The 26,375-nt window shown below is 74.4% G+C and carries 26 protein-coding genes and 2 pseudogenes; 22 read left to right on the forward strand and 6 right to left on the reverse strand.

Annotated elements, in window-relative coordinates; all coding sequences use genetic code 11:
• Positions 1–1,101 (forward strand): annotated as a pseudogene (locus tag HLB15_RS13335) (hypothetical protein); the annotation flags it as partial.
• Here HLB15_RS13335 and HLB15_RS13340 read toward each other — a convergent pair.
• Positions 1,076–1,705, reverse strand: coding sequence for a sigma-70 family RNA polymerase sigma factor (locus HLB15_RS13340; RefSeq protein ID WP_171106253.1), 630 nt, complete (start codon positions 1,703–1,705; stop codon positions 1,076–1,078). The pseudogene HLB15_RS13335 and the gene HLB15_RS13340 sit on opposite strands and share 26 nt — an antisense overlap.
• 270 nt (positions 1,706–1,975) lie before the next feature.
• Between HLB15_RS13340 and HLB15_RS13345 the strand changes: the two genes are divergently transcribed.
• The gene (locus tag HLB15_RS13345; protein ID WP_171106254.1) at positions 1,976–2,797 is read left to right on the forward strand and encodes a TrmH family RNA methyltransferase; all 822 of its coding nucleotides are present in this window, start codon (positions 1,976–1,978) and stop codon (positions 2,795–2,797) included.
• A 21-nt stretch (positions 2,798–2,818) separates the two neighbouring features.
• On the opposite strand, the gene HLB15_RS13350 is transcribed toward HLB15_RS13345, so the two are convergent.
• Complete coding sequence (locus HLB15_RS13350) at positions 2,819–3,799, reverse strand: siderophore-interacting protein (protein WP_229785600.1); 981 nt, start codon at positions 3,797–3,799, stop codon at positions 2,819–2,821.
• 220 nt (positions 3,800–4,019) lie between these two features.
• Between HLB15_RS13350 and HLB15_RS13355 the strand changes: the two genes are divergently transcribed.
• Together HLB15_RS13355 and HLB15_RS13360 are read left to right on the forward strand one after the other, a co-directional pair.
• A complete protein-coding gene (locus tag HLB15_RS13355; RefSeq protein ID WP_171106255.1) occupies positions 4,020–4,841 on the forward strand; it encodes an MHYT domain-containing protein in 822 nt (273 codons plus the stop codon).
• 326 nt (positions 4,842–5,167) lie between these two features.
• Positions 5,168–5,527 carry a hypothetical protein gene (locus tag HLB15_RS13360; RefSeq protein ID WP_171106256.1) on the forward strand — a complete coding sequence of 120 codons (360 nt, stop codon included), beginning with the start codon at positions 5,168–5,170 and terminating at the stop codon, positions 5,525–5,527.
• 21 nt (positions 5,528–5,548) lie between these two features.
• On the opposite strand, the gene HLB15_RS13365 is transcribed toward HLB15_RS13360, so the two are convergent.
• From HLB15_RS13365 to HLB15_RS13375, 3 genes are all read right to left on the reverse strand, one after another.
• Entirely contained in the window at positions 5,549–6,121 is a 573-nt protein-coding gene (locus HLB15_RS13365) for a YbaK/EbsC family protein (protein ID WP_171106257.1), read from the reverse strand.
• Positions 6,118–6,654, reverse strand: coding sequence for a YbhB/YbcL family Raf kinase inhibitor-like protein (locus HLB15_RS13370; protein ID WP_171106258.1), 537 nt, complete (start codon positions 6,652–6,654; stop codon positions 6,118–6,120). Before HLB15_RS13370 ends, HLB15_RS13365 begins: the two co-directional genes overlap by 4 nt.
• Positions 6,655–6,728: 74 nt before the next feature.
• Complete coding sequence (locus HLB15_RS13375) at positions 6,729–7,370, reverse strand: TetR/AcrR family transcriptional regulator (protein ID WP_171106259.1); 642 nt, start codon at positions 7,368–7,370, stop codon at positions 6,729–6,731.
• 103 nt (positions 7,371–7,473) lie between these two features.
• On the opposite strand from HLB15_RS13375, the gene HLB15_RS13380 reads away from it, so the two are divergent.
• The 13 genes and pseudogenes from HLB15_RS13380 (at position 7,474) to HLB15_RS13440 (ending at position 20,536) form a co-directional block, all read left to right on the forward strand.
• Positions 7,474–8,352: an alpha/beta hydrolase gene (locus HLB15_RS13380; protein WP_171106260.1), complete on the forward strand. Its 879-nt coding sequence runs from the start codon at positions 7,474–7,476 to the stop codon at positions 8,350–8,352.
• Positions 8,353–8,444: 92 nt separating this feature from the next.
• A complete protein-coding gene (locus HLB15_RS13385; RefSeq protein ID WP_171106261.1) occupies positions 8,445–9,218 on the forward strand; it encodes an SDR family oxidoreductase in 774 nt (257 codons plus the stop codon).
• Positions 9,219–9,256: 38 nt separating this feature from the next.
• Positions 9,257–9,859, forward strand: a complete 603-nt coding sequence (locus HLB15_RS13390; RefSeq protein ID WP_171106262.1) for a TetR/AcrR family transcriptional regulator — start codon at positions 9,257–9,259, stop codon at positions 9,857–9,859.
• Between the two features lie 3 nt (positions 9,860–9,862).
• Positions 9,863–10,882, forward strand: a complete 1,020-nt coding sequence (locus tag HLB15_RS13395; RefSeq protein ID WP_229785601.1) for an NADPH:quinone oxidoreductase family protein — start codon at positions 9,863–9,865, stop codon at positions 10,880–10,882.
• Entirely contained in the window at positions 10,879–11,640 is a 762-nt protein-coding gene (locus HLB15_RS13400; RefSeq protein ID WP_229785602.1) for a glucose 1-dehydrogenase, read from the forward strand. Before HLB15_RS13395 ends, HLB15_RS13400 begins: the two co-directional genes overlap by 4 nt.
• Before the next feature lie 108 nt (positions 11,641–11,748).
• Positions 11,749–12,504: an ABC transporter ATP-binding protein gene (locus HLB15_RS13405; protein WP_171106263.1), complete on the forward strand. Its 756-nt coding sequence runs from the start codon at positions 11,749–11,751 to the stop codon at positions 12,502–12,504.
• A 50-nt stretch (positions 12,505–12,554) separates the two neighbouring features.
• Positions 12,555–13,007, forward strand: a pseudogene (locus HLB15_RS13410) (ABC transporter ATP-binding protein); the annotation flags it as partial.
• A 233-nt stretch (positions 13,008–13,240) separates the two neighbouring features.
• Positions 13,241–14,119 (forward strand): branched-chain amino acid ABC transporter permease, encoded by an 879-nt coding sequence (locus HLB15_RS13415; RefSeq protein ID WP_171106265.1) that lies wholly within the window; start codon positions 13,241–13,243, stop codon positions 14,117–14,119.
• The gene (locus HLB15_RS13420) at positions 14,116–15,204 is read left to right on the forward strand and encodes a branched-chain amino acid ABC transporter permease (protein WP_171106266.1); all 1,089 of its coding nucleotides are present in this window, start codon (positions 14,116–14,118) and stop codon (positions 15,202–15,204) included. The genes HLB15_RS13415 and HLB15_RS13420 overlap by 4 nt, the downstream gene beginning before the upstream one ends.
• A gap of 5 nt (positions 15,205–15,209) precedes the next feature.
• Positions 15,210–16,484 (forward strand): ABC transporter substrate-binding protein, encoded by a 1,275-nt coding sequence (locus HLB15_RS13425; protein WP_171106267.1) that lies wholly within the window; start codon positions 15,210–15,212, stop codon positions 16,482–16,484.
• Positions 16,485–16,545: 61 nt separating this feature from the next.
• Positions 16,546–17,640 (forward strand): phosphotransferase family protein, encoded by a 1,095-nt coding sequence (locus HLB15_RS13430; protein ID WP_171106268.1) that lies wholly within the window; start codon positions 16,546–16,548, stop codon positions 17,638–17,640.
• The gene (locus HLB15_RS13435; RefSeq protein ID WP_171106269.1) at positions 17,640–18,932 is read left to right on the forward strand and encodes an acyl-CoA dehydrogenase family protein; all 1,293 of its coding nucleotides are present in this window, start codon (positions 17,640–17,642) and stop codon (positions 18,930–18,932) included. The genes HLB15_RS13430 and HLB15_RS13435 overlap by 1 nt, the downstream gene beginning before the upstream one ends.
• Positions 18,929–20,536, forward strand: a complete 1,608-nt coding sequence (locus tag HLB15_RS13440; protein ID WP_171106270.1) for an AMP-binding protein — start codon at positions 18,929–18,931, stop codon at positions 20,534–20,536. The genes HLB15_RS13435 and HLB15_RS13440 overlap by 4 nt, the downstream gene beginning before the upstream one ends.
• An 8-nt stretch (positions 20,537–20,544) precedes the next feature.
• On the opposite strand, the gene HLB15_RS13445 is transcribed toward HLB15_RS13440, so the two are convergent.
• Positions 20,545–20,955: an acyl-CoA thioesterase gene (locus HLB15_RS13445; RefSeq protein WP_171106271.1), complete on the reverse strand. Its 411-nt coding sequence runs from the start codon at positions 20,953–20,955 to the stop codon at positions 20,545–20,547.
• Between the two features lie 131 nt (positions 20,956–21,086).
• Between HLB15_RS13445 and HLB15_RS13450 the strand changes: the two genes are divergently transcribed.
• From HLB15_RS13450 to HLB15_RS13470, 5 genes are all read left to right on the forward strand, one after another.
• Positions 21,087–22,286: an acyl-CoA dehydrogenase family protein gene (locus HLB15_RS13450; protein ID WP_171106272.1), complete on the forward strand. Its 1,200-nt coding sequence runs from the start codon at positions 21,087–21,089 to the stop codon at positions 22,284–22,286.
• A gap of 39 nt (positions 22,287–22,325) precedes the next feature.
• Positions 22,326–23,549 carry an acetyl-CoA C-acetyltransferase gene (locus tag HLB15_RS13455; protein WP_171106273.1) on the forward strand — a complete coding sequence of 408 codons (1,224 nt, stop codon included), beginning with the start codon at positions 22,326–22,328 and terminating at the stop codon, positions 23,547–23,549.
• Entirely contained in the window at positions 23,549–24,688 is a 1,140-nt protein-coding gene (locus tag HLB15_RS13460; protein WP_171106274.1) for a zinc-binding dehydrogenase, read from the forward strand. Before HLB15_RS13455 ends, HLB15_RS13460 begins: the two co-directional genes overlap by 1 nt.
• Positions 24,689–24,757: 69 nt before the next feature.
• Positions 24,758–25,507, forward strand: a complete 750-nt coding sequence (gene fabG / locus HLB15_RS13465) for a 3-oxoacyl-ACP reductase FabG (protein ID WP_171106275.1) — start codon at positions 24,758–24,760, stop codon at positions 25,505–25,507.
• Positions 25,504–25,971: a MaoC family dehydratase gene (locus tag HLB15_RS13470; RefSeq protein ID WP_229785603.1), complete on the forward strand. Its 468-nt coding sequence runs from the start codon at positions 25,504–25,506 to the stop codon at positions 25,969–25,971. Before fabG ends, HLB15_RS13470 begins: the two co-directional genes overlap by 4 nt.
• Positions 25,972–26,375 lie beyond the last annotated feature (404 nt).

Here is a 26,375-nt window from a genome sequence, read left to right on the forward strand (position 1 = left end):
GACCCCGACGGCGGCCCCAAACCCGTGCTCGAGCGCGTGCTGCGCGGCCGGCAGGTCGCCGCGATGTCGCACCGCGCCGAGCTCGCCGTCGGCGCCCTGGCCGCCGCTGCCTACGTCGCGGCGCTCGTCGCGCACATCCCGCTCATCGCGCAGCACTCCGACACGGGCACCGTCCAGGTGCCGGAGTGGCTGTCGAACCTCGCGGTGCCCGCCCTCGGTGTGCTCGCGGCGACGCTCGTGGTCAGCGCCCTGGCCGGCGGCACGGGCGGGGGCGGCCCGTCCCGCCCCTGGGGCCTGCTGTGGGACCTCATGTGCTTCCTGCCGCGCAGCGCGCACCCGTTCGGCCCGCCGAGCTACGCCGAGCGGGTCGTGCCGGAGGTCCGCTCGCGCGTCGACGCCTGGCTCACCGCCGCCGACGTCGCGGACGACGCCGAGCGCGACCGCGTGGCCCCGTCGCGTCGCGTCGTGCTGTCGGCGCACTCGATGGGCGGCGTGCTGGCCGCTGCCGTGCTGCTCATCCGGGCGGGCAACCCCGTGCCCGGCTCGGCCGACGGCGCGGGCCCCGGGACGCCGCCGTCGGGCGCGCCGGACGGGCGCATCGGTCTGCTGACCTACGGCGTGCAGCTACGGCCGTTCTTCGGCCGCTTCTTCCCCGACCTCCTCGGGCCGTCGACGACGGGGACGCCGCCGTCGACCGGCCCGGCCTGGTCGGCCGACCCGTGGGGCGGCCAGCTGGCGGGTGGTCCCGGACCCGGGGCGGCCCCGGCGGCGCCGTTGACGCCGGGACGCCCCGAGCCCGGCTCGGGGGAACAGGTCACGCTGATGTCGCTGCTGACCTGCGGTGCGAAGCCCGCGTGGGTGAACCTGTGGCGGCGCACCGACTTCCTGGGCTTCCCGGTGGTGGGGTACGGGGAGAACGACACGGACCGCGGGGCGGAGGAGATGGACCGCTCGGCCTACCTCTTCGCGGTGGCGGCCCACTCGGGCTACCAGTCCTCGTGGGCCTATCACGTCGCTCTGGACGAGGTGATCTCTCGGCTGACGCCGGCTGGGCCGTCGGGAGCCCAGCCGGCGGTCACGCGGCGATCGGGGCGGGGCTGACGACGTCGCGCAGGCGGGCCAGCGCCGTCTCGAGGATCTGGGCCGCGTGCTCCTTGGTCACGCCGAGGCGGCGGCCGATCTCGTCGAGGGTGCGCGTCGTGCCGTCGGCGAGGCCGAAGCGCAGCTCCAGCACGCGCGCCTCGACGGCGTCGAGCTTGGCGACGGCCTGGCGGATGCTGCGGCGCATCATGGTCTGCTCGGGGGTGGGCCCGTCCTGGCCGGCGGCGGACGCCTGCTCGGCCGCGGCGACGGCGCGGACGATGGAGCGGCGTACCCAGCGGTGGGCGTAGGCGGCGAACGTGCCGTGCGCGGGGTCGTAGGAGTCGGCGGCGCGGACCAGGCCCACGTTCCCCTCCTGGACGAGGTCCATGAACGGCATGCGGCCGGCGTACGCGCTCGCGACGGCAGGGACGAGACGGAGGTGGGTCAGGACGAGACGCTCCTTTGCGTATTGCCCTTCCTTGACCCGCGCTTCGAGCTGCGTCCGAAGGCTGGGGGAGACTGCTGTCGACTCGAGGGTGCGCGCGGCGTCGGCGCCGGCGAGGACCCGCTCGAGGAGGCCGTCGAGCTCCGCCGCGTCCAGGGAGGGCGTGCGCTCGATCATCGCTGCGTAGGAGGGGGGTAGCGCGGGATGCGGAACCGTGTCCTTGCTGCGGCGGGCACGGGACGAGCGGGGACTCCGGGCAGTTCTCATCGCAACTCTCCTCATCGGTGAGACGAAGTTTCCTTGCCCCGGAGCATAGGTAATCTTGGGCCGCGGGGGAAGCCGACACGATTTCGCTGTGAGAGATCACGGGCAGATAACGGTCGCCCCGCCCGGCGCGCCGGGCGACCCGGGTCCCGGTGCACGCGCCGAGGCAGGGAGAATGAGCGGGTGACCTTCCCCGACGTCGTCCACGTCGACGACCCCGCCGACGACCGGCTCGCCGACTTCAACCGCCTCACGGACGTGGTCCTGCGCTCCCGGCACGAGCCGGCCAAGGGCCTCTACATCGCCGAGAGCTCCACGGTCATCCGGCGCGCCGTGGCGGCGGGCCACCGCCCCCGCTCGTTCCTCATGGCCCCGAAGTGGCTCGACTCGATGGCGGACGTCATCCCGCCCGGCGTGCCCGTCTACGTGGCCGAGGAGCCCGTGCTGAAGGAGATCACGGGCTTCCACCTGCACCGCGGGGCGCTGGCCGCGATGCACCGGCCGCCCCTGCGCGAGGTGAGCGAGCTGCTGGAGGGCGCGCGGCGGGTCGTCGTCCTGGAGGACATCGTCGACCACACCAACGTGGGCGCCGCCATGCGTGCGTGCGCGGCGCTCGGCGTGGACGTGGTGCTGTTCACGCCGAGCTGCGCGGACCCCCTCTACCGCCGGGCGGTGCGCGTCTCGATGGGCACCGTGTTCCAGGTGCCATGGACGCGGATCGACCCGTGGCCGGCCGGCATCGACACCCTGCGCGCGCAGGGCTTCACGGTGGCGGCGCTGGCGCTGGAGGACGACTCGGTGTCGCTGGACGACCTGGTGGCCGACCCGCCCGGGAAGCTCGCGCTCGTGCTCGGCACCGAGGGCGACGGGCTCAAGGCGAGCACCGTCGCGGGGTGCGACCTGACGGTCCGCATCCCGATGTCCGGGGGAGTGGACTCGCTCAACGTGGCGTCCGCGGTCGCGGTCGCCGCGTGGGCGACGCGCGTGCCGGGAGGGGAGGCCTGAGCCTCCCCTCCCGTGCGCCGCTCAGTTCTCGGCGCGGCCCTTGCGCCAGTAGCCCATGAACGCGACCGACTTGCGGTCCACCTGGCACTCGTTGACCAGGTAGCGGCGCAGCGTCTTGATGACGCCCGCCTCGCCCGCGAGCCACGCGTAGAGCACGGTCTCCTGGACCAGGGGGTGCCCGGCCCGGTCGACCGGCACCTCCCAGAGGATGCCCGCGTCGATGTCGACGTCCTCCGCCTCGCCCGACAGGTCGAGGCCCGCGGCGGTCAGCGCGGGGGTCGTCTCGGCCGCCGAGGGGCGCACGCCCATGGCGAGCAGCCGGTCGGCGGCCTCCTGCACGGCGGGGACCAGCACGTCGCCGTGCTCGCGCCCGTCGCGGGCGAGCCAGTGGATGCGCACGCCCTCCGGTGCGGCGACGTCCCAGCCGTCCTCGGGGTGCGGCACCTCGAGGAAGACCTCGCCCACGGCGTCACGGGGCAGCGACTCGCAGATCGCGGCGATCGCGGGGGCGGCGGTCTCGTCGCCGGCCAGCAGCAGCGCGTGGCTGCGCGACGGCGGGGCGAACTCGACGCCGCCGTGCACGCCGTCATACTCCGCGTTGGGGCCCATGATGACCAGCGGGTCACCGGCGGCGGCCGACAGGGCCCAGCGCGAGGCGGGGCCCGCGTCGCCGTGCATCACGACGTCGACGTCGACCTCGCGCAGGTTCTGCCGCACCGTGCGGACCGTGTAGGTGCGCATGGGGTTGCGCTCCTCGTCGGGCAGGGCGCGCCAGGCGGTGTACCAGTCGGGGTCGTCGCGGCGCAGGGCGTCCCAGCCGCCCCGGGGGGAGGGCAGGAGGAGCTTGATGCGCTGGTCGCGGCCGTTGTCGGCGAACTTGTCGAGGTCAGGGCCCCGGAAGGTGAACCGGACGAAGGAGGGGCACAGCCGCGTCACGCGCGCGACCTCGACGTCGAACATGCGCATGGGCCGGGCGTCGAGCCCCTGGGTCTGGGTGGTCACGGTGGTGAGCCTAACCTAACTTCGGGACCCCTTCGCAACGGTTCGAGCATGCGAGCCAGGTCACACCTGGGCCGCGCGTCCTGCATGCCGAAGATCACCCCCTCTCGGGGCAAGTTCACCCGGCGCAAACGGTGCATGTCTCACCATCCCGGCTATTTACTTTGCATGAACCCCGATGGTAGCGATCCCACACTTGGCGAGACGTGCACGGAGAGACCTCATGATCGAACACTTCGCGATGGGCTGGGTCACCCCTGTCCTCTCGTTCCTGCTGTCGTGCGCCGGGTGCGCCGTCGGCCTGACCTGCACCGCCCGCGCCCGCGTCTCCCGCGGAGCCGCGAGCACGGGCTGGCTCGCCCTCGGCGCGGTCGCGATCGGGGGGACGGGGATCTGGGTCATGCACTTCGTCGCGATGCTCGGCTTCCACGTGCGCGGCACCGAGACCCGCTACGACGTCGGCCTGACGATCGCCAGCGGGGTCCTCGCCGTCCTGGTCGTGGGGCTCGGCCTGTTCATCGTCCGTGCGGAGGGCGTCGGCGTCGCCGCGCTGATCGGCGGCGGCGTGGTCACCGGCCTGGGCATCTCCGCGATGCACTACCTCGGCATGCGCGCGGTCGACGTCGGCGTCGAGGTCACCTACGACCTCGTGATCGTCACGGTGTCGGTGCTCGTCGGTATCGTCGCCGCGACCGCGGGCCTGTGGCTCGCGGCCAAGGTGCGCACGCTCGTCGCCGGGATCGGGGCGACCGTCGTCATGGGGATCGCGGTGTCCGGCATGCACTACACGGGCATGGCGGCGATGCGTGCGGAGGTCGTCCGCGGCGGCCTCGTCGTGCCCGACGGCGGCGTGACCGCGTCCGCCCTGCTGGGCCCGCTCATCATCGGCGTCACGATCAGCACCATCCTGCTGCTCGTCGTCGTGGGTGTGGCACCCAGCGCCAAGGAGCTCGAGGCGCAGGCGCAGTTCAAGGACTGGCAGGAGCGCCAGGAGCGGATCCGCCAGGAGGCCATGGACGGCAGCCGGCGGTCCGTGCTGCGCTGATCCGCATCCTTTTCGACCCCGTTCCGACCTGTTTGTGGTAGATATCAGACCCGGACGTTCGGGGAGGAACGGATGGGTGCGACGGGGCAGCCGGAGGGGTCGGGACGCCGGGAACGGGGTCGGTCCCCCTCCTGGTGGGAGGACTACCGCACCACCGTCCTGACCGTGCTCGTCGCCGTGGCGGGCCTGTGCACCACCGCGATGGGAGTCGTGGGCCGCCAGGCGCAGATCGCCCTGCTGATCGCCTCCGTCGTGCTCGTGCTGCTCGGTCTGGCCGCGCTCGTGCGGGTCGGCACCTACGCGCGCTGGGTCCGCGCGCTCCTGCGGTGGTCGTCTTCGAGCGCGGCGGGTTCGCGGCCGGCCGCGAGGCGCCGTACCGGGACCCGGCGGCGCCCTGGGCGCGCGAGGCGGACACGGACGGGCTGGCCGCCTCCCTCGTGGACTACGCGACGGGCAAGGGGGCGCAGGGCACCAACGAGCCGCTGCGCAAGGCGAACGACGCGCTGCGGCGGGCGCTGGACGGGGCGGCGCCCCGCCCGCGCCTGCAGCACTACGTGGGGCTCAGCGAGGAGTTCCGGCGCTACGTCCGGGCGGCGCTGACGCCCGGCGGCGACGTGCGGTTCGACGCCGCCGGGCTGGCCGAGCGGATGTCCGCCGCGCTGGACGGGCGGATCCCGCCGGGGTGAGGCCTGCGGGTGGGCGCAGGCTCAGCGCGGCACGCCCAGGTCGGGGGTGACCTCCGCGCCCGGCAGCGCGCACAGCAGCGGCCCCGGCATCAGCAGCTTGGAGCGGCGCACGCCCGAGCCCATGAGCGCGAGGGTGCCCTCCTGCTCGAACCGGGCGTCGACGAGCACGCGGTAGGCCGCGGGCAGACCGACGGGTGTGATGCCGCCGTACTCCATGCCGGACTCGGCGACGGCGCGGTCGGTGGGCAGGAACGACGCCTTGCGCACGTCGAGCAGCTTGCGCACGCGCTTGTTGACGTCGGCGTACGTCGTGGCGGGCACGACGCAGGCCGCGAGGCGCTCCTCCTCGCCGCGGCGGCCCGCGACCAGCACGCAGTTGGCCGACGCCTCGGGCGGCAGGCCGTGCACGTCGTTGAGGGTCGCGGTCTCGGCGTGGTCGGGGTCGATCTCGGCGACGGCTACGAGCCCGGCGACGCGGGGATCGGTCTCGGCCCAGGCGGTCAGCGCGGCGCGGACGGGGTCGGCGAGCAGGCCGGGGCGCTCGAGCGCGGGCGCCCAGGCGAGGTCGCCCAGCGTGGGCGGCGTCGCGGTCATCGGCTGTACGTCGCCGTGAGCGTGGCGCGCCCCAGCAGGTGGAAGTACACGTTGAACGCCACCTGCGCGTTCGTGGCGTCCGGGCCCAGCCCCAGCTCGCCGGGGGCGACGTCGAGCGCGTGCACCGCGAAGATGTAGCGGTGCGGGTGATCGCCGGGCGGCGGCGCGGCGCCCTCGTAGCCGGGGGTGTGGCCGTCGCTGTCGGTGTGGAACGCGCCGGCGGGCAGGCCCGAGCCGCCGGGGGCGCCCGCGCCGGCGGGCAGGGACGTCACGTCGGCCGGGAGGTCGACGACCGTCCAGTGGTGGTATCCCATCGGCGTCGGCGCGTCCGGGTCGTAGCAGGTCACGACGAACGACCGGGTGCCCTCGGGGAAGCCGGTCCACTCCAGCGCGGGGGACAGGCCCTTGTCGTGGGCCGCGTGCGCGTCGGGCATGCGCTCGCCGTCGGACAGGTCCTCGCTCGTGAGCGTGAACGTCGCGGGGGCGGGCAGCAGGGTGTACGGGTCCGGGGGATAGGGGCGAGTGAAGTCCATGGCCTCACTCTGCCGAATCGTCGGCCCGGCTGCCAGCGGCTGCGCGGAGGACCGGCACAGGTCGTCCCGTCCGGTCAGGTCACGCGCAGGACGTGCCGGAACGCCGTCCGCGCGCGGGCGGGGCTGGGCTCGTCGCCGGTGATGAGGTCGGCGTAGGTGAGCGACTCCGAGATGCGCACCAGCAGGTACGCGAGCTCGCCGGGCTCGATGGTGCCGCCGAACGGCTCGGGGCCGAGGTCGCGCACGACGAGCCACTCGACCGTGGCCACGAAGCGCCGCTGGATGGGGCTGTCTGCCGTGGTGAGCAGCCGCAGCGAGCGGGCGGGCTCGCGGCGCAGGAAGGCCCGGAAGTAGTCGGCCTCGATGAGGTCGCGCGTGAACGTGGTCAGCAGGTCGGCCAGGCGCTGCGCGCCGGACAGGTGCTCGGTCGCGCGGTCGGCCTGCACGAGGGTGGGCACGGCGAGCGACCACAGCACCTCGCTCAGCAGCGCGTCCCTGTTGCCGACCCAGCGGAAGACCGACGTCCTGTCCACGCCCAGGCGCGCGGCCAGCGGCGCCATGTCGATCCGGTAGCCCTCGATGAACGTCTCGCGAGCGAGGTCGAGCACGCGCTGGGCCTCCGGCCGCGTCGCCAGCCGGGCGGAGAGGCGGCTCGGCGCGGCCTCGAGCCCGACGGTGGCGACGCTCGGTGCAGTCGTGGCGGGCGTCGTGGTCATGGCGGCTATCAAACCGGTTGGGGGTGTCCCGGGCAACAAGATGCGAAGCGATCGAGCGGGCGCCCGGCGGGCGAGTGAGGCCGGGGCCGCCCATCATGGGCCGATGTTCGAGGACTTCACCGAGGAGCTCGTCGACGTCGGCCCCGCCAGGATCCTCACGCGCCACCACCCCGGCGACGGGCCGCCCCTCCTGCTGCTGCACGGGCACCCGCGCACGTCGGCGACGTGGCACAGGGTGGCGCCGCTGCTCGTGGCAGGCGGGCTGCCGGTGGTGTGTGCCGACCTGTGCGGCTACGGACGGTCGGAGGGTCCGCCTCCGGCCGCCGACCACAGCGCCCACTCCAAGCGCGCGGTCGCGGGCGACATGGTCGCCGTCCTGCGCGCGCTCGGGTACGAGCGGTTCGCGGTGGCGGGCCACGACCGGGGCAGCTACGTGGCGCTGCGCCTCGCGCTCGACCACCCGGACGCCGTCGTCCGCGTGAGCTTTCTCGACGGGATCCCGCTCAGCGAGCACCTGGACCGCCTCGGCGTCCGGTTCGCCACCGAGTGGTGGCACTGGTACTTCTTCGCTCAGCCCGAGACGCCGGAGCGGGTCATCACGGCAGACCCCGACGCGTGGTATCGCGGCGACCCCGCGGTCATGGGGCAGGAGAACCACGACGAGTGGCGGGCGGCCGTGCGCCGGCCCGAGGTGGTGCGCGCGATGCTCGAGGACTACCGGGCGGGGCTCGGCGTCGACGCCGACGCCGAGCGCGCCGACCGGGCAGCCGGGCGCCGCCTCGAGATGCCCGTGCAGGTGCTCTGGTCGCTGCGCGACGACATCGAGGATCTGTACGGCGACCCGCTCGCCGTCTGGCGACCGTGGGCCTCCGACCTGCGGGGGCACGGCATCGACTCCGGCCACCACATGGCGGAGGAGGCCCCGGACGCGCTGGCGGCCGCGCTGCTGGCGTTCGCGGCGGAGGTCGGGCAGGCCGGGTGAAGCCCCTGGTCCGCGGGCGGGCCGTCGTGCTATGTTCGCCAAACCGACCAGACGGTATGACTGATCGGCGAGGCCCGGCACAGGGAGGGTGAGTGGCAGACGACGACGTCGCCGGCAGGTTCGAGGGCAGGGTCGCTCTCGTCACCGGGGCCAGCAGAGGGATCGGCCGCGCGATCGCGCACCGCCTCGTGGCGGAGGGCGGCCGCGTGGTGATCACCGGCCGGTCGGCCGACTCGCTCGCGGAGGCGGTCGACGACCTGGGCGCGGACCGCGCCCTGGGCGTGGCGGGCAAGGCGGACGACGCCGCGCACCGGGCGGACGCCGTCGCGCAGGCGGCCGACCGCTTCGGGCGACTCGACCACCTCGTGAACAACGCGGGCATCAACCCGGCCTGGGGGCCGCTGGCCGAGGTCGACGTCGCGGCGGCGCGCAAGATCCTCGACGTGAACGTGATCGCCGCGCTGGAGTGGACCCGCGAGGTGGTGGCAGCGGCCTCGGCCGCGGGGGCCCCGCTGCGCTCCGTGGTGAACATGGCGTCGGTCGCCGGGACGGCGGCGAGCCCCGGCATCGCCTTCTACGGCGTGACCAAGGCGGCGCTGATCAACCTGACCGTGCAGCTCGCCGACGAGCTCGCCCCGCACACCCGCGTGAACGCACTCGCGCCAGGGGTGGTCCGCACCCGGATGGCGCGCGCCCTGTACGAGGGCCGCGAGGAGGAGGCCGCGAACGCCTACCCGCTGCGCCGGCTGGGCGAGCCGGACGACGTCGCGGGCCCCGCCGCCTTCCTCCTGTCGGACGACGCGGCCTGGGTCACCGGCCAGACCCTCCTGGTCGACGGCGGCGCGAGCGTGCGGAGCGCGGGATGAGCCGGGCGGCGGAGGTGGTGACGGTGAAGGATGTGCCCATGCGCACCACGAACGTCCAGGACCAGGTCCTGCGGGCAGCCCTCGACCTCTTCTCCACGCAGGGGTACGCGACCACGAGCGTCCAGGAGATCGTCGCGGCGGCCGGCGTCACCAAGGGGGCGATGTACCACTACTTCTCCTCCAAGGACGACCTGCTGTTCGCGATCTACGACCGGCTGCTGTCCCTGCAGAAGGCGCGTCTCGACGAGATCGTCGCGCGCGGCGCCGAGCGCGGTGACGCCGTCGAGGACGTGCTGCGCGCCGTGTGCGAGGACGTGGTGGCCACGTCGATCGAGTTCATGCCCGAGGGCACCGTCTTCACCCGCAGCCAGCACATGCTCATGCCGGACCGGCAGGCCGAGGTCAAGCGGCGCCGGCGCGAGTACCACGAGGAGTTCGAGGCGCTGCTGCGCCGCGGCATCGACGAGGGGGTGTTCCGGGGTGACGTGCCGACGGCGATGCTCATCGCGCACTTCTTCTCCGACGTGCACTACCTCTCCCAGTGGTACTCGCCGGACGGCCCGCTGACGGCGGCCCAGGTGGCGGAGCAGCTCACCGAGCTGTTCCTGCGGAGCATCGGACGAGCACCAGGAGAGGACTGACGCGTGAACGTACCCACGGCGATGACGGCGTGGCGGGTGGTCTCCCACGGGGAACCGGACCAGGTCATGAAGCTGCACGACGTCCCGGTGCCGGAGCCGGGGCCGGGCGAGGTGCTGGTCCGCGTGCGGGCCGTCGCGGTGAACTTCCCCGACGTGCTGCTCGCGCGCGGCGAGTACCAGGTGCGCCCGGAGCTGCCGTTCGTGCCCGGCATCGAGCTGTGCGGCGACGTGGTCGCGCTCGGTGAGGGCGTGGCCGACGGCGCCCGGGTGCGCGTGGGTGACCGTGTGGTCGGGTCGAAGATCGGGGTGCTGGCGCAGTACGCCACGGTGCCGGTCGAGGCGGTGCACGCCGCGCCGTCGGCCCTGGACGACGCGCAGGCTGCCGCCCTGACCATCGCCTACCAGACGGCGTGGTTCGGGCTGCACCGGCGCGGCGGGCTGCAGGCCGGGCAGACGCTCCTCGTGCACGCGGCGGCGGGCGGCGTCGGGACGGCCGCGTGCCAGCTCGGCCGGGCGGCCGGGGCGCGCGTGGTCGGCGTGGTCGGCAGCGAGGCCAAGAAGGCCGCGGCCCTCGACGCCGGGGCCCACGAGGTGCACCTGCGTGACGACGACTGGGTGTCGGCCCTGCGCCGGCCCGGCGTCGACGTGGTGTTCGACCCCGTGGGCGGCGACTCGTTCGAGCGGTCCACGCGGTGCGTCGGGTTCGAGGGCCGGATCGTCGTGGTCGGGTTCGCGAGCGGGCAGCTGCCCACGGTGCGGCCCGATCTCGCGCTGGTGAAGAACTACTCGGTGCTCGGGCTCCACTGGGCGCTGTACCAGCAGCGCAGGCCGGACCTCGTGGACGCCGCGCACGCCGCGCTGGACGAGCTCGCCGGCTCCGGCGCGGTGCGCCCGGTGCTGAGCGACGTGGTCCCGTTCGAGGACGCGCCCGCCGCGGTGGCCCGCCTGGCCGCCGGTGCGACGACGGGTCGGCTCGTCGTCCGCGTGGCCGACGACGCAGCGGTCGGGCGGGTGGCGGCGTGACCGGGCCCGGCGTCGCCGCGCTGCACGACCTGACCGGGCGCGTCGCGCTCGTGACGGGCGGCGCCCGCGGCCTCGGCGAGGCGTACGTGCGGGTGCTGCACGACGCCGGGGCGCACGTGGTCGTCACCGACGTGCTCGACGGCGAGGGGCAGGCCCTGGCCGACGTGCTCGGGGAGCGGGCGCGGTTCGCGCACCTGGACGTGACCGACGAGGACGCCTGGGACCGGGTCGTCGGCCGGGTGGTCGAGGACCTCGGGTCCGTGGACGTGCTGGTCAACAACGCGGGCATCGCGAACGCGGCGCCGATCGAGCACTTCACGCTCGCCAAGTGGGACGCCGTGATGGCGGTCAACGCGACCGGCACGTTCCTCGGCTGCCGTGCGGTGGTACCCGCCATGAAGGCCGCCGGGCGGGGCTCGATCGTCAACATCTCCTCGGTCGAGGGCCTGCGCGGGAGCTGGAGCCTGCACGGGTACACGGCCTCGAAGTTCGCGGTGCGCGGGCTGACCAAGTCGCTCGCCGTCGAGCTGGGCAAGGACGGGATCCGCGTGAACTCGGTGCACCCCGGGCTGGTCCGGACCGAGATGAGCGCCCGGATCGATCCGGAGGCCCTGGTGATCCCGCTCGGCCGGCCGGGGGAGCCGGCCGACCTCGCGGGGGCGGTGCTGTTCCTCGCGAGCGAGGCGTCGGCCTGGGTCACGGGGCAGGAGATCGTGGTGGACGGGGGCATGACGAGCGCGATGCCGCACCGCGGCTGAGGTGGGGTGCGGCGGGGAGCGGAGGGTGACCCGGGCAGGTGACATACCGCCCGGTCGGTACTTGCCGGAGGGCTGCGACGTGGCAGCCCCGACACGAAGAGGTGCCGTATGACGACGACGGGCAGCACGGCAGACGGCCCGCCCCGGCTCGAGGTCGCGGGGCTGACCGTCACGTTCGGCGGCCTCACCGCGCTGGACGACGTGGGCTTCACCGTGGCCGACGGCGAGACCGTCGCCCTGATCGGCCCCAACGGCGCCGGCAAGACCACCGTCTTCAACGCCGTGTGCGGCCTGGTGCGCACCCGGCGCGGCGAGGTCCGCGTCGGGGGCGAGCCCGCGCCGCCGTCGGCCACCGGGCTCCTGCGTGCCGGGGTCTCCCGGACCCTGCAGGGCCTCGGGCTGTTCGACCGCCTCACCGTGCTGGAGAACGTGCTGGTGCCGCTCAGCGGCACACGTCTCACGGGGGACCACCTGGCGGCGGCCCACGAGGTGCTCGCCGCGCTCGGGCTGGGCGCGGTGGCCGCCGTGCGCGCAGGCGCGCTGCCCTACCCCGAGCGCAAGCGGGTCGCGCTGGCCCGGGCCCTCGTCACCCGACCCCGGCTCCTGCTGCTCGACGAGCCCGCGGGCGGGCTCGGCGCCGCCGACATCGACCAGCTCGCGCGGACGGTGCGCACGGTGGCCGACGGCGGCTGCGCCGTGCTGCTCGTGGAGCACCACGTCGACTTCGTGACGGACGTGGCCGACCGCGTGGTGGTGCTCGACCTCGGGCGCGTCATCGCGTGCGGCACACCCGGCGAGGTGCGCAGGGACCCGGCCGTCGAGGAGGCCTACCTGGGCGTCCCCGCGGGGGAGGTGCGCCCGTGAGCACCCTGACGATCGACCGGCTCACCGTCGGCCACGGCGACGGCGCCCCCGTGCTCGACGGCCTGTCGCTCGAGGTGCCCGACGGCGCCCTCGTCGCCCTGCTCGGGGCCAACGGCGCGGGCAAGACGACGCTGCTGCGGGCCCTGGTGGGACTGCTCCCGGCGCGCGCCGGCCGGGTGCTGCTGGACGGCGCCGACCTGTCGGCCCTGAGCACCGAGGACCGTGTGCGCCGCGGGCTCGCCCTCGTGCCGGAGGGCCGCAGCGTCGTGGTCGAGCTCACCGTCGCGGAGAACCTCCGGCTCGGCGCCCTCCGGCAGGCCGGGCGCCCCCGCCGTGGGCCCGCGGTCGACGCCGCCGTCGCGGAGATGTACGAGCTCTTCGAACCCCTGGCCCGGCGCCGCGACGCCGCGGGCCACACCCTGTCGGGCGGCGAGCGGCAGATGCTCGCGCTCGCCCGTGCGCTCGTGTCCCGGCCCGACGTGCTGCTGCTCGACGAGCCCTCGCTCGGCCTGGCGCCGCTCGTGGTCGCCCGGCTGCTCGGCGTGCTGCGCGATCAGGCGGAGGCCACCGGCCTCACCGTGCTCCTCGCCGAGCAGAACGTCACGAGCGCGCTGTCGGTCGCCGAGCGCGGCGTCGTCCTGTCCCTGGGCGAGGTGGTCGCCGACCGCCCGGCCGCCGAGCTGGCCGCCGACCCCGCCCTCCGCCACGCCTACCTGGGCTTCTGAGAGGCACCGCCATGGAAAGACTCGTGTTCCTCCTGTCGACCGGGCTCGCGCGCGGCGCCGTCCTCGCGCTCTTCGCCCTGTCGCTCGTGATCGTCTACCGCGCCGCGCGGGCGGTGAACTTCGCGCAGGCGGCCATGGCGGTCGTGCCCGTGTACGTCGCCCTCGCCGTGACGTCGGCCGGCGGCTCCTTCTGGCTCGGGCTGGCTGTCGCGCTGGCCGTCGGTGCGCTGCTCGGCGCTGTCGTCGAACGCGGCCTGCTGCGGTTGGTGCCGCAGGAGACCCCGCTGCCCGGGATCATCGTCGCCGTCGGCCTGGTCATGGTGCTCCAGGCCGGGCTCGCCATGGTCTTCGGCCCCGACCACCGGCCCGTGCACGCCCCCTTCTCGCAGCGGCCCTTCGACGTCGGCGGCGTCAGCGTGCTCAGCCCCTACGACCTGTTCGTGCTCGTCGTGGCCGCCGTCGTCATGGGCGGGCTCGCCCTGCTGTTCAGCCGCACCTCGCTCGGCCTCCGGCTGCGCGCCGCCGCCTTCGCCCCCGAGACCTCCCGCCTGCTGGGTGTGCGCGTGCCGCGCATGGTCACCCTCGGCTGGATGCTGTCGAGCGCGACGGCGGCGCTCGCGGCCCTGCTCCTCGTCCCCACGGGGCTCGGACTGGACCCGCACGCCGCCGACGTGCTGTTCGTGAACGCCTTCGCGGCAGCGGTGGTCGGCGGGCTCGACTCGCCCGTGGGGGCGCTGGTCGCAGGGCTCGCCGTCGGCGTGCTGGTGACCCTCGTGACCGGGTACGCCTCGGCCGCGGCGGCACCGCTCGCCGTGCTCGTGCTGCTCACCGCCGTGCTGCTGGTGCGGCCGCACGGACTCTTCGCCACGAGGGAGGCGCGGACCGCATGAGCACCGCCACCACGAGCCCCGCCACGAGCCCTGCTGCGATCCCAGCGACGAGGCTCCTCCTGCGCGCCGGGCTGCTCACGCTCCTGGCCCTCGGCGGTACCTTCCTGCTCGACCCCTACCGCAACTACCAGCTCGCCACGGCCGCGGGGATCTTCGCCGCCGTCGCGGGGCTCACCCTGCTGGTCGGGCTCACCGGGCAGCTCTCCCTGGGGCACGCCGTGCTGATGGCGGCCGGCGGGTACGGGTACGCCCTGACGGCCACCCGGGTCGCGGACGCTCTGGCGGGCAGCGGAGCGGCCGACGGCGTCGCAGGCCTGCTCCTTCCCCTGCTCGCCGGGGTGGTCGGCGCCCTCGTGGCCTCGGGGGCGCTGGGCGTCCTCCTCGGGCTGGCCGCCGCCCGGCTGCGCGGGCCCTACCTGGCGGGCCTGACGCTCGCCCTGGTGATCGCGCTGCCGTCGGTGGCGGGCACCGTCCCCGCCCTCGCGGGCGCGCAGGGCGTGAGCGCCCCGTTCGTCCCCGTGCCCGACGCGCTCGCCGCCCTGATCGCGGTCGAGCAGTGGCACGCCTGGCTCGCGATCCTCCTGACCAGCTGCGCCGTCACGCCCCTGGTCGCGCTCCGCTCGGGGCGCGCGGGCCTGCGCATGCGCGCCGTGCACGACGACGAGACGGCGGCCCGGCTCGCCGGGATCGACCCGGGGCGGGTCAAGGCGGGGGCCTTCGTGGCCAGCGCGCTGGCCGCGGGCCTGGGCGGCGCCGTGCTCGCCGTCGTCACCCAGCAGGTCAGCCCCGGGGCGTACGGGCTCGGCTTCTCGCTGCTGCTCGTCGTCGCCGCGGTGGTCGGCGGGCTCGGCTCACTCGGCGGCGCCGCCGTCGGGGCCGTCCTCGTGACGCTGCTGCCCTGGCTGGTGGACCAGGCCACCGGCGCCCTGCCCGCCGACCTGGGCCACCGCCTGCAGGGCAACCTCGAGATCGCTCTGTTCGGGGTGGTCGTCATCGTCGTCATGGTGCTCCGGCCGGGCGGGCTCGCCCGGCTGGTCCGCGGGAGATCTCGGAACACATCGCTTTCCACGAACACAGAGAGGTGATCGGCATGCGTTCGACAACATCACGGGCAACACCACGGGGCCGCACCGGCGCGGCCGCCGTCCTCGGGCTGACCGCCGCCACGGCGCTGTCGGCCTGCTCCACCCCTGCCGCGGCCGACGTGCCGGGCGTCACCGACGACACGGTGGTCATCGGCACGCACCAGCCGCTCACGGGCCCGGCCGCGGCCGGCTTCGCGTCGATCTCGGCGGCCACGGCGGCGTACTTCGAGTACGTCAACGACCGGGGCGGCATCAACGGCCGGCAGATCGAGTACGTCGTCAAGGACGACGGCTACAACCCGGCCACCACCCAGACCGTGGTGCGGGAGCTGGTCCAGCAGGAGGAGGTGTTCGCGATCGTCAACGGCCTGGGCACGCCCACGCACTCCGGCGTGCTCGACTACCTGGACCAGAACGGTGTGCCGGACCTGTTCGTCGCGTCGGGCTCTCTGACGTGGGACCAGCCCGAGGAGTACCCGAACACGTTCGGCTTCAACGCCGACTACGTGACCGAGGGTGCGGCGCTCGCGCAGTACGCCCTGGACACCGACCCGGACGCCGTGGTCTGCGTGCTGGGACAGGACGACGACTTCGGCGAGGGCATCCTCCAGGGCGTCGAGCTCGTGGCCGACGAGGTCGCGGTGAACGAGACGTACTCGACCGCGGACCAGGACGTCACGGCGCAGCTCGGCGCGATGAAGGAGGCCGGGTGCACGCACAACGTGCTCGGCACCATCAACGGGTTCACGGCGCTCGCCGTCGGCACGGCCGCGCAGATGGGGTGGTTCCCGGCGTGGCACGTCTCGTCGTCGGGCGCCGACCACCCGACGCTCGTGGAGTACCTGGGCGAGGACGGCGCACCGGCGCTGGAGGGCCTGGTGTCGGTGAACTACCTGCCCCACAGCCCGTCGTCGGACTGGTACGAGCTCTTCACCCGGATCAACGACGAGTACAACGACGGCGCGCCCTACACGGGCAACACCACCTACGGCATGAGCGTGGGCTACCAGTTCGCCGAGGCGCTGGCCGCGGCGGGCCAGGACCCGACGCGGGAGTCGATCGTGGCGGCGCTGGAGTCCGGCGAGCTGCGGGGCAACGGCGTGGCGCCGCTGACCTACTCCGCCGACGACCACTTCGCGTACCGCACCGTGCGGGTCGCCGTGGTGTCGGACGGCGTGCAGGACTTCGTCGACGCCGCCTATGAGGTGTCGGAGTCGGGCGCCACCGCCGTCACGCCGCAGGAGACGCCGCTCGAGAACGAGGGTGTCCCGGCGGGATGACACGGCTCTGCCGGGTGACCGGCCCGGCGGGGCGCAGGGGACACAGCACGAGAGGGGAACCATGACGCACGAACCACCCGGCCTGCGGGTCGACGGCCTGGCCGCCTGGCTGGCCCGGGAGCACCCGGAGCTGGCGGGACCGGTCGCGCCGGGGGAGGGCGGCGGCCTGACCGTGCGCCTGATCGCCGGCGGCCGCAGCAACCTCACCTACCGGGTGGACGGTGCCGCCCTGCCGCTGGTGGTGCGCCGCCCGCCGCTGGGGCACGTGCTGTCCAGCGCGCACGACATGCGGCGCGAGCACCGGGTCGTCACCGCGCTGGCGGGGACGATCCCGGTGCCGCGAACGGTCGCGGTCGTGGACGACACCGAGGCCGAGGAGGTCACGGGCACGGTGTTCTTCGTCATGGAGCACGTGGCGGGCACGGTCCTGGCCCGCCCCGAGCACAACGCCGCCTTCGCCCCCGCGGGCCTGCGCCGGATCGGCCTCGAGCTGGCCGAGGTCCTCGCGGACCTGCACTCCACCGACCCCGCAGGGGTGGGGCTGGCCGACTTCGGCCGCCCTGCCGGGTACCTCGCCCGCCAGCTGACGACGTGGCGCCGCCAGTACGACGCGTCCAGGTCCCGCCCGCAGCCGCTCCTGGACACGCTCCAGGAGCGGCTGGGGGACGCCGTGCCCGACGACGGCGCCCGCGCCGGCATCGTGCACGGCGACTACCGGCTCGACAACGTGCTGGTGGCGGGCCCGCCCGGCGCCCCGCACGTCGCCGCGGTGCTGGACTGGGAGATGGCGACGCTCGGCGACCCCCTCGTGGACCTCGGCATGCTCGGCATGTACTGGCACATCGGTGCCCTGGCGGGCGCCGAGGGGGTCGACGCCGTGCCGGGCGCGGTGGAGCCCGGCGCCGGCTACCCCGGCTTCGACGAGGTCGTGGACACCTACGCGGCCCGCGCGGGCATCGCCGTCCCCGACCTGTCCTGGTACCGCGCGTTCGCCTGCTACAAGCTCGCGGTCATCCTCGAGGGCATCCACCTCCGGTTCACCAGCGGGCAGACGGTCGGTGCCGGGTTCGACCTCATCGGCGCCCTCGTCGCACCTCTCGCCGCGGAGGGCCTGACCCGGCTCGACGGCGCACCCGACACCCAGGAGGCCGGCTGATGGACTTCGCCCCCGACACGACCACCCGCGAGACCTGTGACCGCGTCCGGGCCTTCCTCACCGAGGAGGTGCTGCCCGCCGAGCCCGTGCTCGACGACGAGCTCGCCGCCACCCCGGACGACTGGTCGTTCCGGCCCGTCGTGCGCCGCCTGCAGACCGCGGCGCGCGAGCGTGGCCTGTGGAACCTGTTCCTGCCCCCGGACAGCCCGGCGGGCGACCGCGGCGCCGGGCTGACGAACCTGCAGTACGCGCCCGTGGCCGAGCTCACCGGGTACAGCCCCCGGCTCGCGCCCGTCGCGACGAACTGCGCGGCCCCCGACACCGGCAACGCGGAGCTGCTCGCGCACTTCGGCACCCCGGAGCAGCGCGAGCGGTGGCTCGACCCGCTCCTCGACGGCACGCTGCGGTCGGCGTTCTGCATGACCGAGCCCGACGTCGCCTCCTCGGACGCCACGAACATCGCGACGAGCATCGTGCGCGACGGCGACGACTACGTGATCACGGGCCGCAAGTGGTTCGCCACCGGGGCGATGAACCCGGGCTGCGGCCTCCTGGTCGTCATGGGCCGGACCGACCCCGACGGCCCCCGGCACCGGCAGCAGTCCATCGTGCTCGTGCCCCGCGACACCCCCGGCGTGACCGTCGTGCGCGGCCTCACCGTGCTCGGGTACGACGACCGCGACCACGGCGGCCACGCCGAGATCCGGTTCGACGGCGCGCGCGTGCCGGCCGCGAACCTGCTCGGCGGCGAGGGCGAGGGCTTCGCCATGGCGCAGGCCCGCCTCGGTCCAGGCCGCATCCACCACTGCATGCGCGCGCTCGGCACCGCCGAGCGCGCCATGGACCTCGTGCGCGAACGCGCGACGCGGCGCACCGCGTTCGGCGGCCCGCTGGCCGACCAGGGCGTGGTCCGCGAGTGGCTGGCCGGCGCCCGCGTCGAGATCGAGGCCCTGCGCCTGCTCGTGCTCAAGACCGCCTGGCTCATGGACACCGTCGGCACCAAGGCCGCCATGACCGAGATCCAGGCCATCAAGATCGCGGTACCCCGCGCCGTCGGGCAGATCCTGGACCGCGCCGTCCAGCTGTTCGGCGCCGCCGGGCTCTCCGGCGACCACCCCCTGGCCGAGCTGTTCGCCGGCGTCCGCGCCCTGCGGCTGGCCGACGGCCCCGACGAGGTGCACCTGGCCTCCCTCGGCCGCGCGGAGGCGCGCCGCCGCGCCCCCTACCTCGCCCCCCGGAACCGCACACCCGGGACCGCAGCGCCCACCCCTCTGGAAGGAGACCCGACATGACGCACGCCCCCGACACCGCCGTCGACGGCCCCGGCTACGGCACCCTCTCGATCGCGAGCATCCTCGCCGAGACCGCCCGCCGGTTCCCCGAGCGCACCGCCCTGTACTTCCTGGGCCGGCCCACCACCTACGGCGAGCTCTGGGACCGGACCAGGGCCTACGCCGGGGCGCTCGCGGCCCGCGGCATCGGCCCGGGCTCCCGCGTGGCGATGATCGTGCCCAACGTGCCCGACTTCCCCCGGGTGTACTACGCGGCGCTCGCGCTGGGCGCCGTCGTGGTGCCGGTGCACCTGCTGTTCCGCGCCGACGAGATCGAGTTCGTGCTGCGCGACGCCGAGGCCGACGTCGTCGTGGCCGCCGCCCCGATGCTGGCGGAGGCCGCGCCCGCGGCCGCCCGGGCGGGCGTGCCGCTGCTGACGGTCCTCATGCCCGAGGACGCCGCCCGGCAGGCCGGGGTCGCCCGCCTCGAGGACGAGGCGGCCGCGGCGACGCCGATCGAGCGGCACGTGGGTGTCAACCCGCTCGCCGCCGCCACGATCCTGTACACGAGCGGCACGACGGGCACCCCCAAGGGCGCGGTGGGCTCCCACCTGGCGATGGTCGAGCAGGTGCACTGCTCCCTCATCGACTCGTTCGACCTGCGGCCCGACGACGTCGTCTACGGCGGCCTGCCGTTCTTCCACTCGTTCGGTCAGATGGCGGTGCTGAACATGGCCTTCCGGCGCGGCGCGTCGATCGTGCTGCTGCCGAAGTTCGACCCCGACGAGGCGCTGGAGCTGCTCGTGACCCACGGCGCCACCGTGTTCACCGCGGTGCCGACCAACTTCGCCGGCATGGTCGAGGCCGCCCGGCGCACGGCCGCCCGGCCGCCGCTGCGGTACGCCGTGTCCGGGGGAGCCGCCCTGCCGGTCGCCCTGCTGGAGGCGTTCGAGGAGGCGTTCGGCGCCCAGGTGCACGAGGGGTACGGGCTGACCGAGACGTCGCCGTCGTGCACCTTCAACGTGACCTCGGAGCCGATCCGGCCCGGCACGGTGGGCCGGTCCATGTGGGGCGTCGACGTGGCCGTTGCGGTGGCCGAGGTGGAGGACCGGGTGGAGCTGCTGCCCCCGCCGGCGCCGGGTGAGGCCGGCGAGCTGGGCGAGATCGTGGTGCGCGGGCACAACCTCATGAAGGGGTACCTCGGGCGGCCCGACGCGTCGGCGGCGGCGGTCGTGGACGGCTGGTTCCGCACCGGCGACCTCGGCACGGTGGACGCCGACGGCATCGTCACCGTCGTGGACCGCAAGAAGGACATGATCATCCGCAACGGCTACAACGTGTATCCCACGGAGGTCGAGGCGGTGCTGGCCCGCTACCCGGGCGTCGCGCTGGCCGCCGTGTTCGGGGTGCCTGACGAGGTCCGCGGGCAGGAGGTGCACGCCGCCCTTGTGCCCTCGGACGGGGCGGACGTGGACCCGGACGCCGTGATCGCGTGGATGAAGGAGCACGTCGCGGCGTACAAGTACCCCCGCGTGGTGCACGTGTCCGACGAGCTGCCCCTCGGCCCCAGCGGCAAGGTGCTCAAGCGCGAGCTGAGCGCCCGCTACGCGGCCTCGGCGGGCTAGGCGACAGGTCAGGACGGGAGGTGGGTGGTGAGCGCCGTGCGGATCGCGTCAGGGACCGGGACCGGGCGGCGGGCCGCCTGGTCGACGAACACGTGCGTGAAGCTGCCCGTGGCGTACGCCGTGCTCCGGTCCGGTGCGCCCGCGGGCACGATCGCGAGGTCCCAGGTGAGCGAGGTGCGCCCGAGGCGGCCGACGGCGACGTCGACCTCCAGCTCGTCGGGGAACGAGGCGGGGGCGAGGAACTCGCACGAGGACGCGCGGGCGAGCCCGATCACGTCGCCCGCAGGGTCCAGGCCGCTGTACCGGATCATCCAGGCGTTCACCGCGGTGTCCATGGCCTGGTAGTAGACGGTGTTGTTCATGTGCCCGTACTGGTCGTTGTCGTTCCAGCGCAGGGGGAAGGGGTGCCGGTAGCCCATGGCGGCAGCGTAACGCCCTCCCGAGGGAGGGGTGCAACATTTTCAGGATTGATGCATACTGGAGACCGACCGGTCGGTCGGTGCCTCGTGAGGCACCCGCACCGGCCAGATCGACGACGATCGGAGGACCGATGACGCTCGCACCCGAACCACCCGCCACCGACCTGCTGGAGGCGGACTTCTACGCGTTCCAGGACCTGCTCACCCCGGCCGAGCAGAAGAAGGCGCTCGCCGTCCGCGAGTTCATGGAGCGGGAGGTGCGCCCGATCGCCGACGACTACTGGGAGCGCGCCGAGTGCCCCGTGCACCTGTTCAAGCCGTTCGCGCAGCTCGGCACCATCGGCGCGGGCTGGGCGGAGACGCAGGGCGAGGAGACCTCCGCGGTGTTCCGCGGCTGGGTCGGCATGGAGATGGCGCGCGTCGACTCGTCCTTCTGCACGTTCATCGGGGTCTCCGGCGGCCTGGCGATGACGTCGATCGGCGTGGGCGGCTCCGCGGAGCAGCGCGCGACGTGGCTGCCGCCCATGGCGAACGGCGACCTCATCGGGGCGTTCGGCCTCACCGAGCCGCTGGCCGGCTCCGACACCGCCAAGGGCCTGCGCACCACCGCCACCCGCACGGGCGACACCTGGGTGCTCGACGGTGCCAAGCGGTGGATCGGCAACGCCACGTTCGCCGACGTCGTGGTGATCTGGGCCAAGGACACCGCGGACGACCAGGTCAAGGGCTTCCTGGTGCGCAAGGGCACGCCGGGCTTCACGCCCACGAAGATCGAGCGCAAGCAGTCGCTGCGCATCGTGCAGAACGCGGACATCGTGCTCGACGGCGTCGAGGTGCACGAGGCCGACCGCCTCCAGGGCATCAACAGCTTCCGCGACCTGGCCACGGTGCTGCGGATCACCCGCGACGGCGTGTCCTGGCAGGCGCTCGGCACGATGGTCGGCGCCTACGAGGCCGCCGTCGCGTACACGAAGCAGCGCGAGCAGTTCGGCAACCCCATCGCCAGCTACCAGCTCGTCCAGGACAAGCTGGCCACGGCGTACGCCAACGTGACGGCAGGCTTCGCGATGTGCGTGCGCGTCGCCCAGCTCCAGGACAAGGGCCTGCAGGCCGACGCCCACGCCGCGATGGCCAAGGCGTTCGTCACCACGCGCATGCGTGAGACGGTGGCGCTGTGCCGCGAGGCGTGCGGCGGCAACGGCATCACGCTCGACCACGGCGTGGCCCGCTACTTCGCCGACGCCGAGGCCGTGTACACGTTCGAGGGCACCAAGGACATGAACCAGCTCATCGTCGGCCGCGCGATCACCGGTCACGCGGCGTTCGTCTGAGCCGGTGCCCGCCGAGTCCCGTTCTTCGAGGAGGAAGACATGACCGAGGCCTACGTCGTGGCCACCGCGCGCTCGCCCATCGGGCGCGCCCACAAGGGGTCGCTCAAGGACGTCCGCCCCGACGACCTCGCCGCGCTCATGGTGCGCGCCGCCGTCGAGCAGGTGCCGGGCCTCGACCCGGCCCGGATCGACGACCTGCTGCTCGGCTGCGGCCTGCCCGGCGGCAGGCAGGGCATGAACATGGCGCGGATCGTCGCCGTGCTGTGCGGCTGGGACACGGTGCCCGGCGCGACCGTCACGCGGTACTGCAGCTCCAGCCTGCAGACCACCCGCATGGCGTTCCACGCCATCAAGGCGGGGGAGGGCGACGTCTTCGTGTCGGCGGGCGTGGAGTCGGTGAGCTCGTTCGCCACCGGGTCGAGCGACCACATCCCGGGCATCGACCTGACCAACCCCGTGTTCGCCGACGCCCTGGCCCGGACGGAGAAGCGCGCCGGGGCCGGGACCGGGCTGTGGACCGACCCGCGCCTGGAGGGTGCGCTGCCCGACGCGTACATCGCCATGGGGCAGACGGCGGAGAACGTGGCCGCCCTGCGCGGCGTCACGCGCGCGGAGCAGGACGAGTTCGCCGCCCGCAGCCAGCAGCGCGCGCAGGCCGCGATCGCCGCGGGCTTCTGGGCCACGGACATCACACCCGTCACCCTCCCGGACGGCACGGTCGTCTCCGCCGACGACGGCCCGCGCCCCGGCACCACCGTCGAGACGCTCGCCGGCCTCGACCCCGTGTTCCGGCCCGACGGCACCGTCACGGCGGGCAACGCCTGCCCCCTCAACGACGGCGCCGCGGCGCTCGTGATCGTCTCCGACCGCGTGGTGGACGAGCTGGGGCTGCAGCCGCTGGCCCGCATCGTGTCCACCGGCGTGAGCGGGCTGTCGCCCGAGATCATGGGCCTCGGCCCGGTCGAGGCCAGTCGTCGGGCGCTGGGGCGTGCCGGGCTGGCGGTCGACGACATGGACCTCGTGGAGGTCAACGAGGCGTTCGCCGCCCAGGTGATCCCCTCGGCGCGCGAGCTGGGCGTCGACGAGGAGCTGCTGAACGTCCACGGCGGCGCCATCGCCGTCGGGCACCCGTTCGGGATGACCGGGGCGCGCATCACGTCCACCCTGATCAACGGGCTCGCGGCGACCGGCGGCCGGTACGGCCTGGAGACGATGTGCGTGGGCGGCGGCCAGGGCATGGCGATGGTGCTGGAGAAGGTCTGATGCGGATCACCGGCGCCGTGCTGGAACGCTGCGACGCGCCCGCGCCGTACGCGGAGTCCCTGCCGGTCACCGTCGGCCCGCTCGAGCTCGCCCCGCCGCAGGCCGGCGAGGTGCTCGTGCGGATCGAGGTCGCGGGCCTGTGCCACTCCGACCTGTCGGTCGTGGACGGCAGCCGCGTGCGGCCGGTGCCGATGCTGCTCGGGCACGAGGCCGCAGGGATCGTGGAGGCCACCGGCCCGGGGGCGCGGCTCGCCGTCGGGCAGCGGGTGGTCATGACGTTCCTGCCGCGCTGCGGGCGGTGCGCCGAGTGCGCCACCGACGGACGCCTGCCGTGCTCCGTGGGGTCGGCGGCCAACGCGGCAGGGACGCTCGTGGGCGGCGGCCGGCGGTTGTCGCGCGGCGTCCCGTCCGCCGGTGCCGGTGCCGGTGCCGGTGCCGGTGGCGTGCAGGAGGTGCACCACCACCTCGGGGTGAGCGCGTTCGCGACGCACGCCGTCGTGTCCGAGACCTCGGTGGTGGCTGTCGACGCCGACGTGCCGCCCGAGGTCGCCGCGCTGCTCGGCTGCGCGGTGCTCACCGGCGGTGGCGCCGTCGTGAACGCCGGGCGGCCCGCACCGGGGGACCGGGTGGCCGTGGTGGGGCTGGGCGGTGTCGGCATGGCGGCGCTCCTGGTGGCCGTCGCGCTCGGGCACGAGGTGATCGGCGTCGACGCCCTGCCCGCCAAGCTGGAGCTGGCGCGCGAGCTGGGGGCGACCACCGCCGTCGGGCCGCAGGAGGTCGCCGAGCGCGGGCTGCGCGCCCCCGTCGTGGTGGAGGCCGCGGGCTCGGCCCGCGCGTTCGAGACGGCGTACGCCCTCACCGCACCCGGCGGCACGACCGTGACCGTGGGCCTCCCGCACCCCGACGCGCGGGCGAGCGTCTCGCCGCTGAGCCTGACGGCCGAGGCCCGCACCGTGGTGGGCTCCTACCTCGGGTCGGCCGTGCCCGGCCGCGACATCCCGCGCTACGTCGAGCTGTGGCGGTCCGGGCGGCTGCCCCTGGACGCGCTCGTGTCCGACCGCATCACCCTGGACGAGCTGCCCGCCGCGCTCGACCGGCTCGCCTCCGGTGCCGCGTTGCGGCAGCTCGTGATGTTCTGACCTGAGATATTGACCGGGCGTCGCACGACGACGTTCCACGCCGTATCACGCAACGAGAGGAAACCCCTGATGACTCGTACCGCCATCGTCACCGGAGCGGCCCGCGGCATCGGCGCCGCCACGGCCCGCCGGCTCGCGCAGGACGGCTTCGCCGTCGCCGTCCTGGACCTCAAGGAGGACCAGGCCGCCCGGACCGCGCAGGACATCGTGGCCGACGGCGGCCGCGCGCTCGCCGTCGGCGTCGACGTCGCCTCCGAGGAGTCGGTCGCGGCCGCCGTCGAGCGCGTCACCGCCGAGCTGGGCGCGCCGACCGTGCTGGTGAACAACGCGGGCATCCTGCGCGACAACCTGCTGTTCCGGATGTCCGTGGAGGAGTGGGACGCCGTGCTGGGCGTGCACCTGCGGGGCGCGTTCCTCATGACCCGCGCCGTGCAGGCGCACATGGTCGAGGCGAAGTTCGGCCGCATCGTGAACCTGTCCTCGACGTCGGCCCTCGGCAACCGCGGCCAGGTCAACTACTCGGCCGCCAAGGCGGGCATGCAGGGGTTCACCAAGACCCTGGCCATCGAGCTCGGCAAGTTCGGCGTCACGGCGAACGCCGTCGCACCCGGAGTGATCGAGACCGACATGATCCGCGAGACCGCCGAGCGCATCGGCATGCCGCTCGAGGACTACCTGGGCCTTGCGGCCAAGGACGTCCCGGTCGGGCGCGTGGGGCAGCCGGACGACATCGCGAACGCCGTGTCCTTCTTCTGCTCGGAGCAGTCCGGGTTCGTGTCGGGCCAGGTGCTGTACGTGGCGGGCGGGCCGAAGGCGTGAGCACCGACGTCATCGCCGTCGCCTCGCCTGCCGCCCTCGCCGACGCCGTGGGGCGCACGGCCACCGGCGAGTGGTTCGAGGTGACGCAGGAACGCATCAGCGCGTTCGCCGACGCCACCGAGGACCACCAGTGGATCCACCTCGACGCCGAGAAGGCGGCCGCCGGGCCGTTCGGGACCACCGTCGCGCACGGGTACCTCACGCTCTCGCTGCTGCCGCACCTCGCGTCCTCGCTGATCGCGGTGGACGGCGCCGCCATGGTGATGAACTACGGCCTGGACCGGCTGCGGTTCCTCGCCCCGGTGCCGTCGGGCGCACGCCTGCGGGCCCGCACCGAGGTCCTCGCCGCCGAGCCGACGCCGCGGGGCGTGCGCCTCGCGTGCGAGGTGACGGTCGAGATCGAGGGCGCGGAGAAGCCGGCCCTGGTGGCCCGCACCCTCTCCCTCTACGTCCCGTCCCAGTGACCTGGCCCTTCTGAGCCCTGGCCCGCGAGATCGGCCCTTCGGTGCGAGATCGGTCCGTCAGGGGACCGATCTCGCACCGGGCCGATCTCGTTCTCCTCGCCGGCTCAGAGCCAGTGTGGCGAAGAGATGGTTTGACAGGGGCGGGTCCGCGCGGTGTACTGGTGTTCTATCGAACAGGCGTTCGACAACACGTTCGACGAGGTGCGACCGATCCGGTCACCACCGGCAGACACCATCGCTGGAGGGTCATGACCGCTGTCACAGTCTCCCCGGAGACCACCTCTGCCGTCCCCGAGGACGCGGAGCCCGAGGCCGGGCCTGCGGTCCCGTCGGCGGCCGGCGGCGCGAGCTCCCGGCACGCGCGGGCGCTCGCGGCGCTGCGGTCCGCCGAGGCACGCACCGGT

Origin of the sequence: Promicromonospora citrea, from assembly GCF_013004695.1 — a bacterium.
Taxonomy (GTDB): Bacteria; Actinomycetota; Actinomycetes; order Actinomycetales; family Cellulomonadaceae; genus Promicromonospora; species Promicromonospora citrea.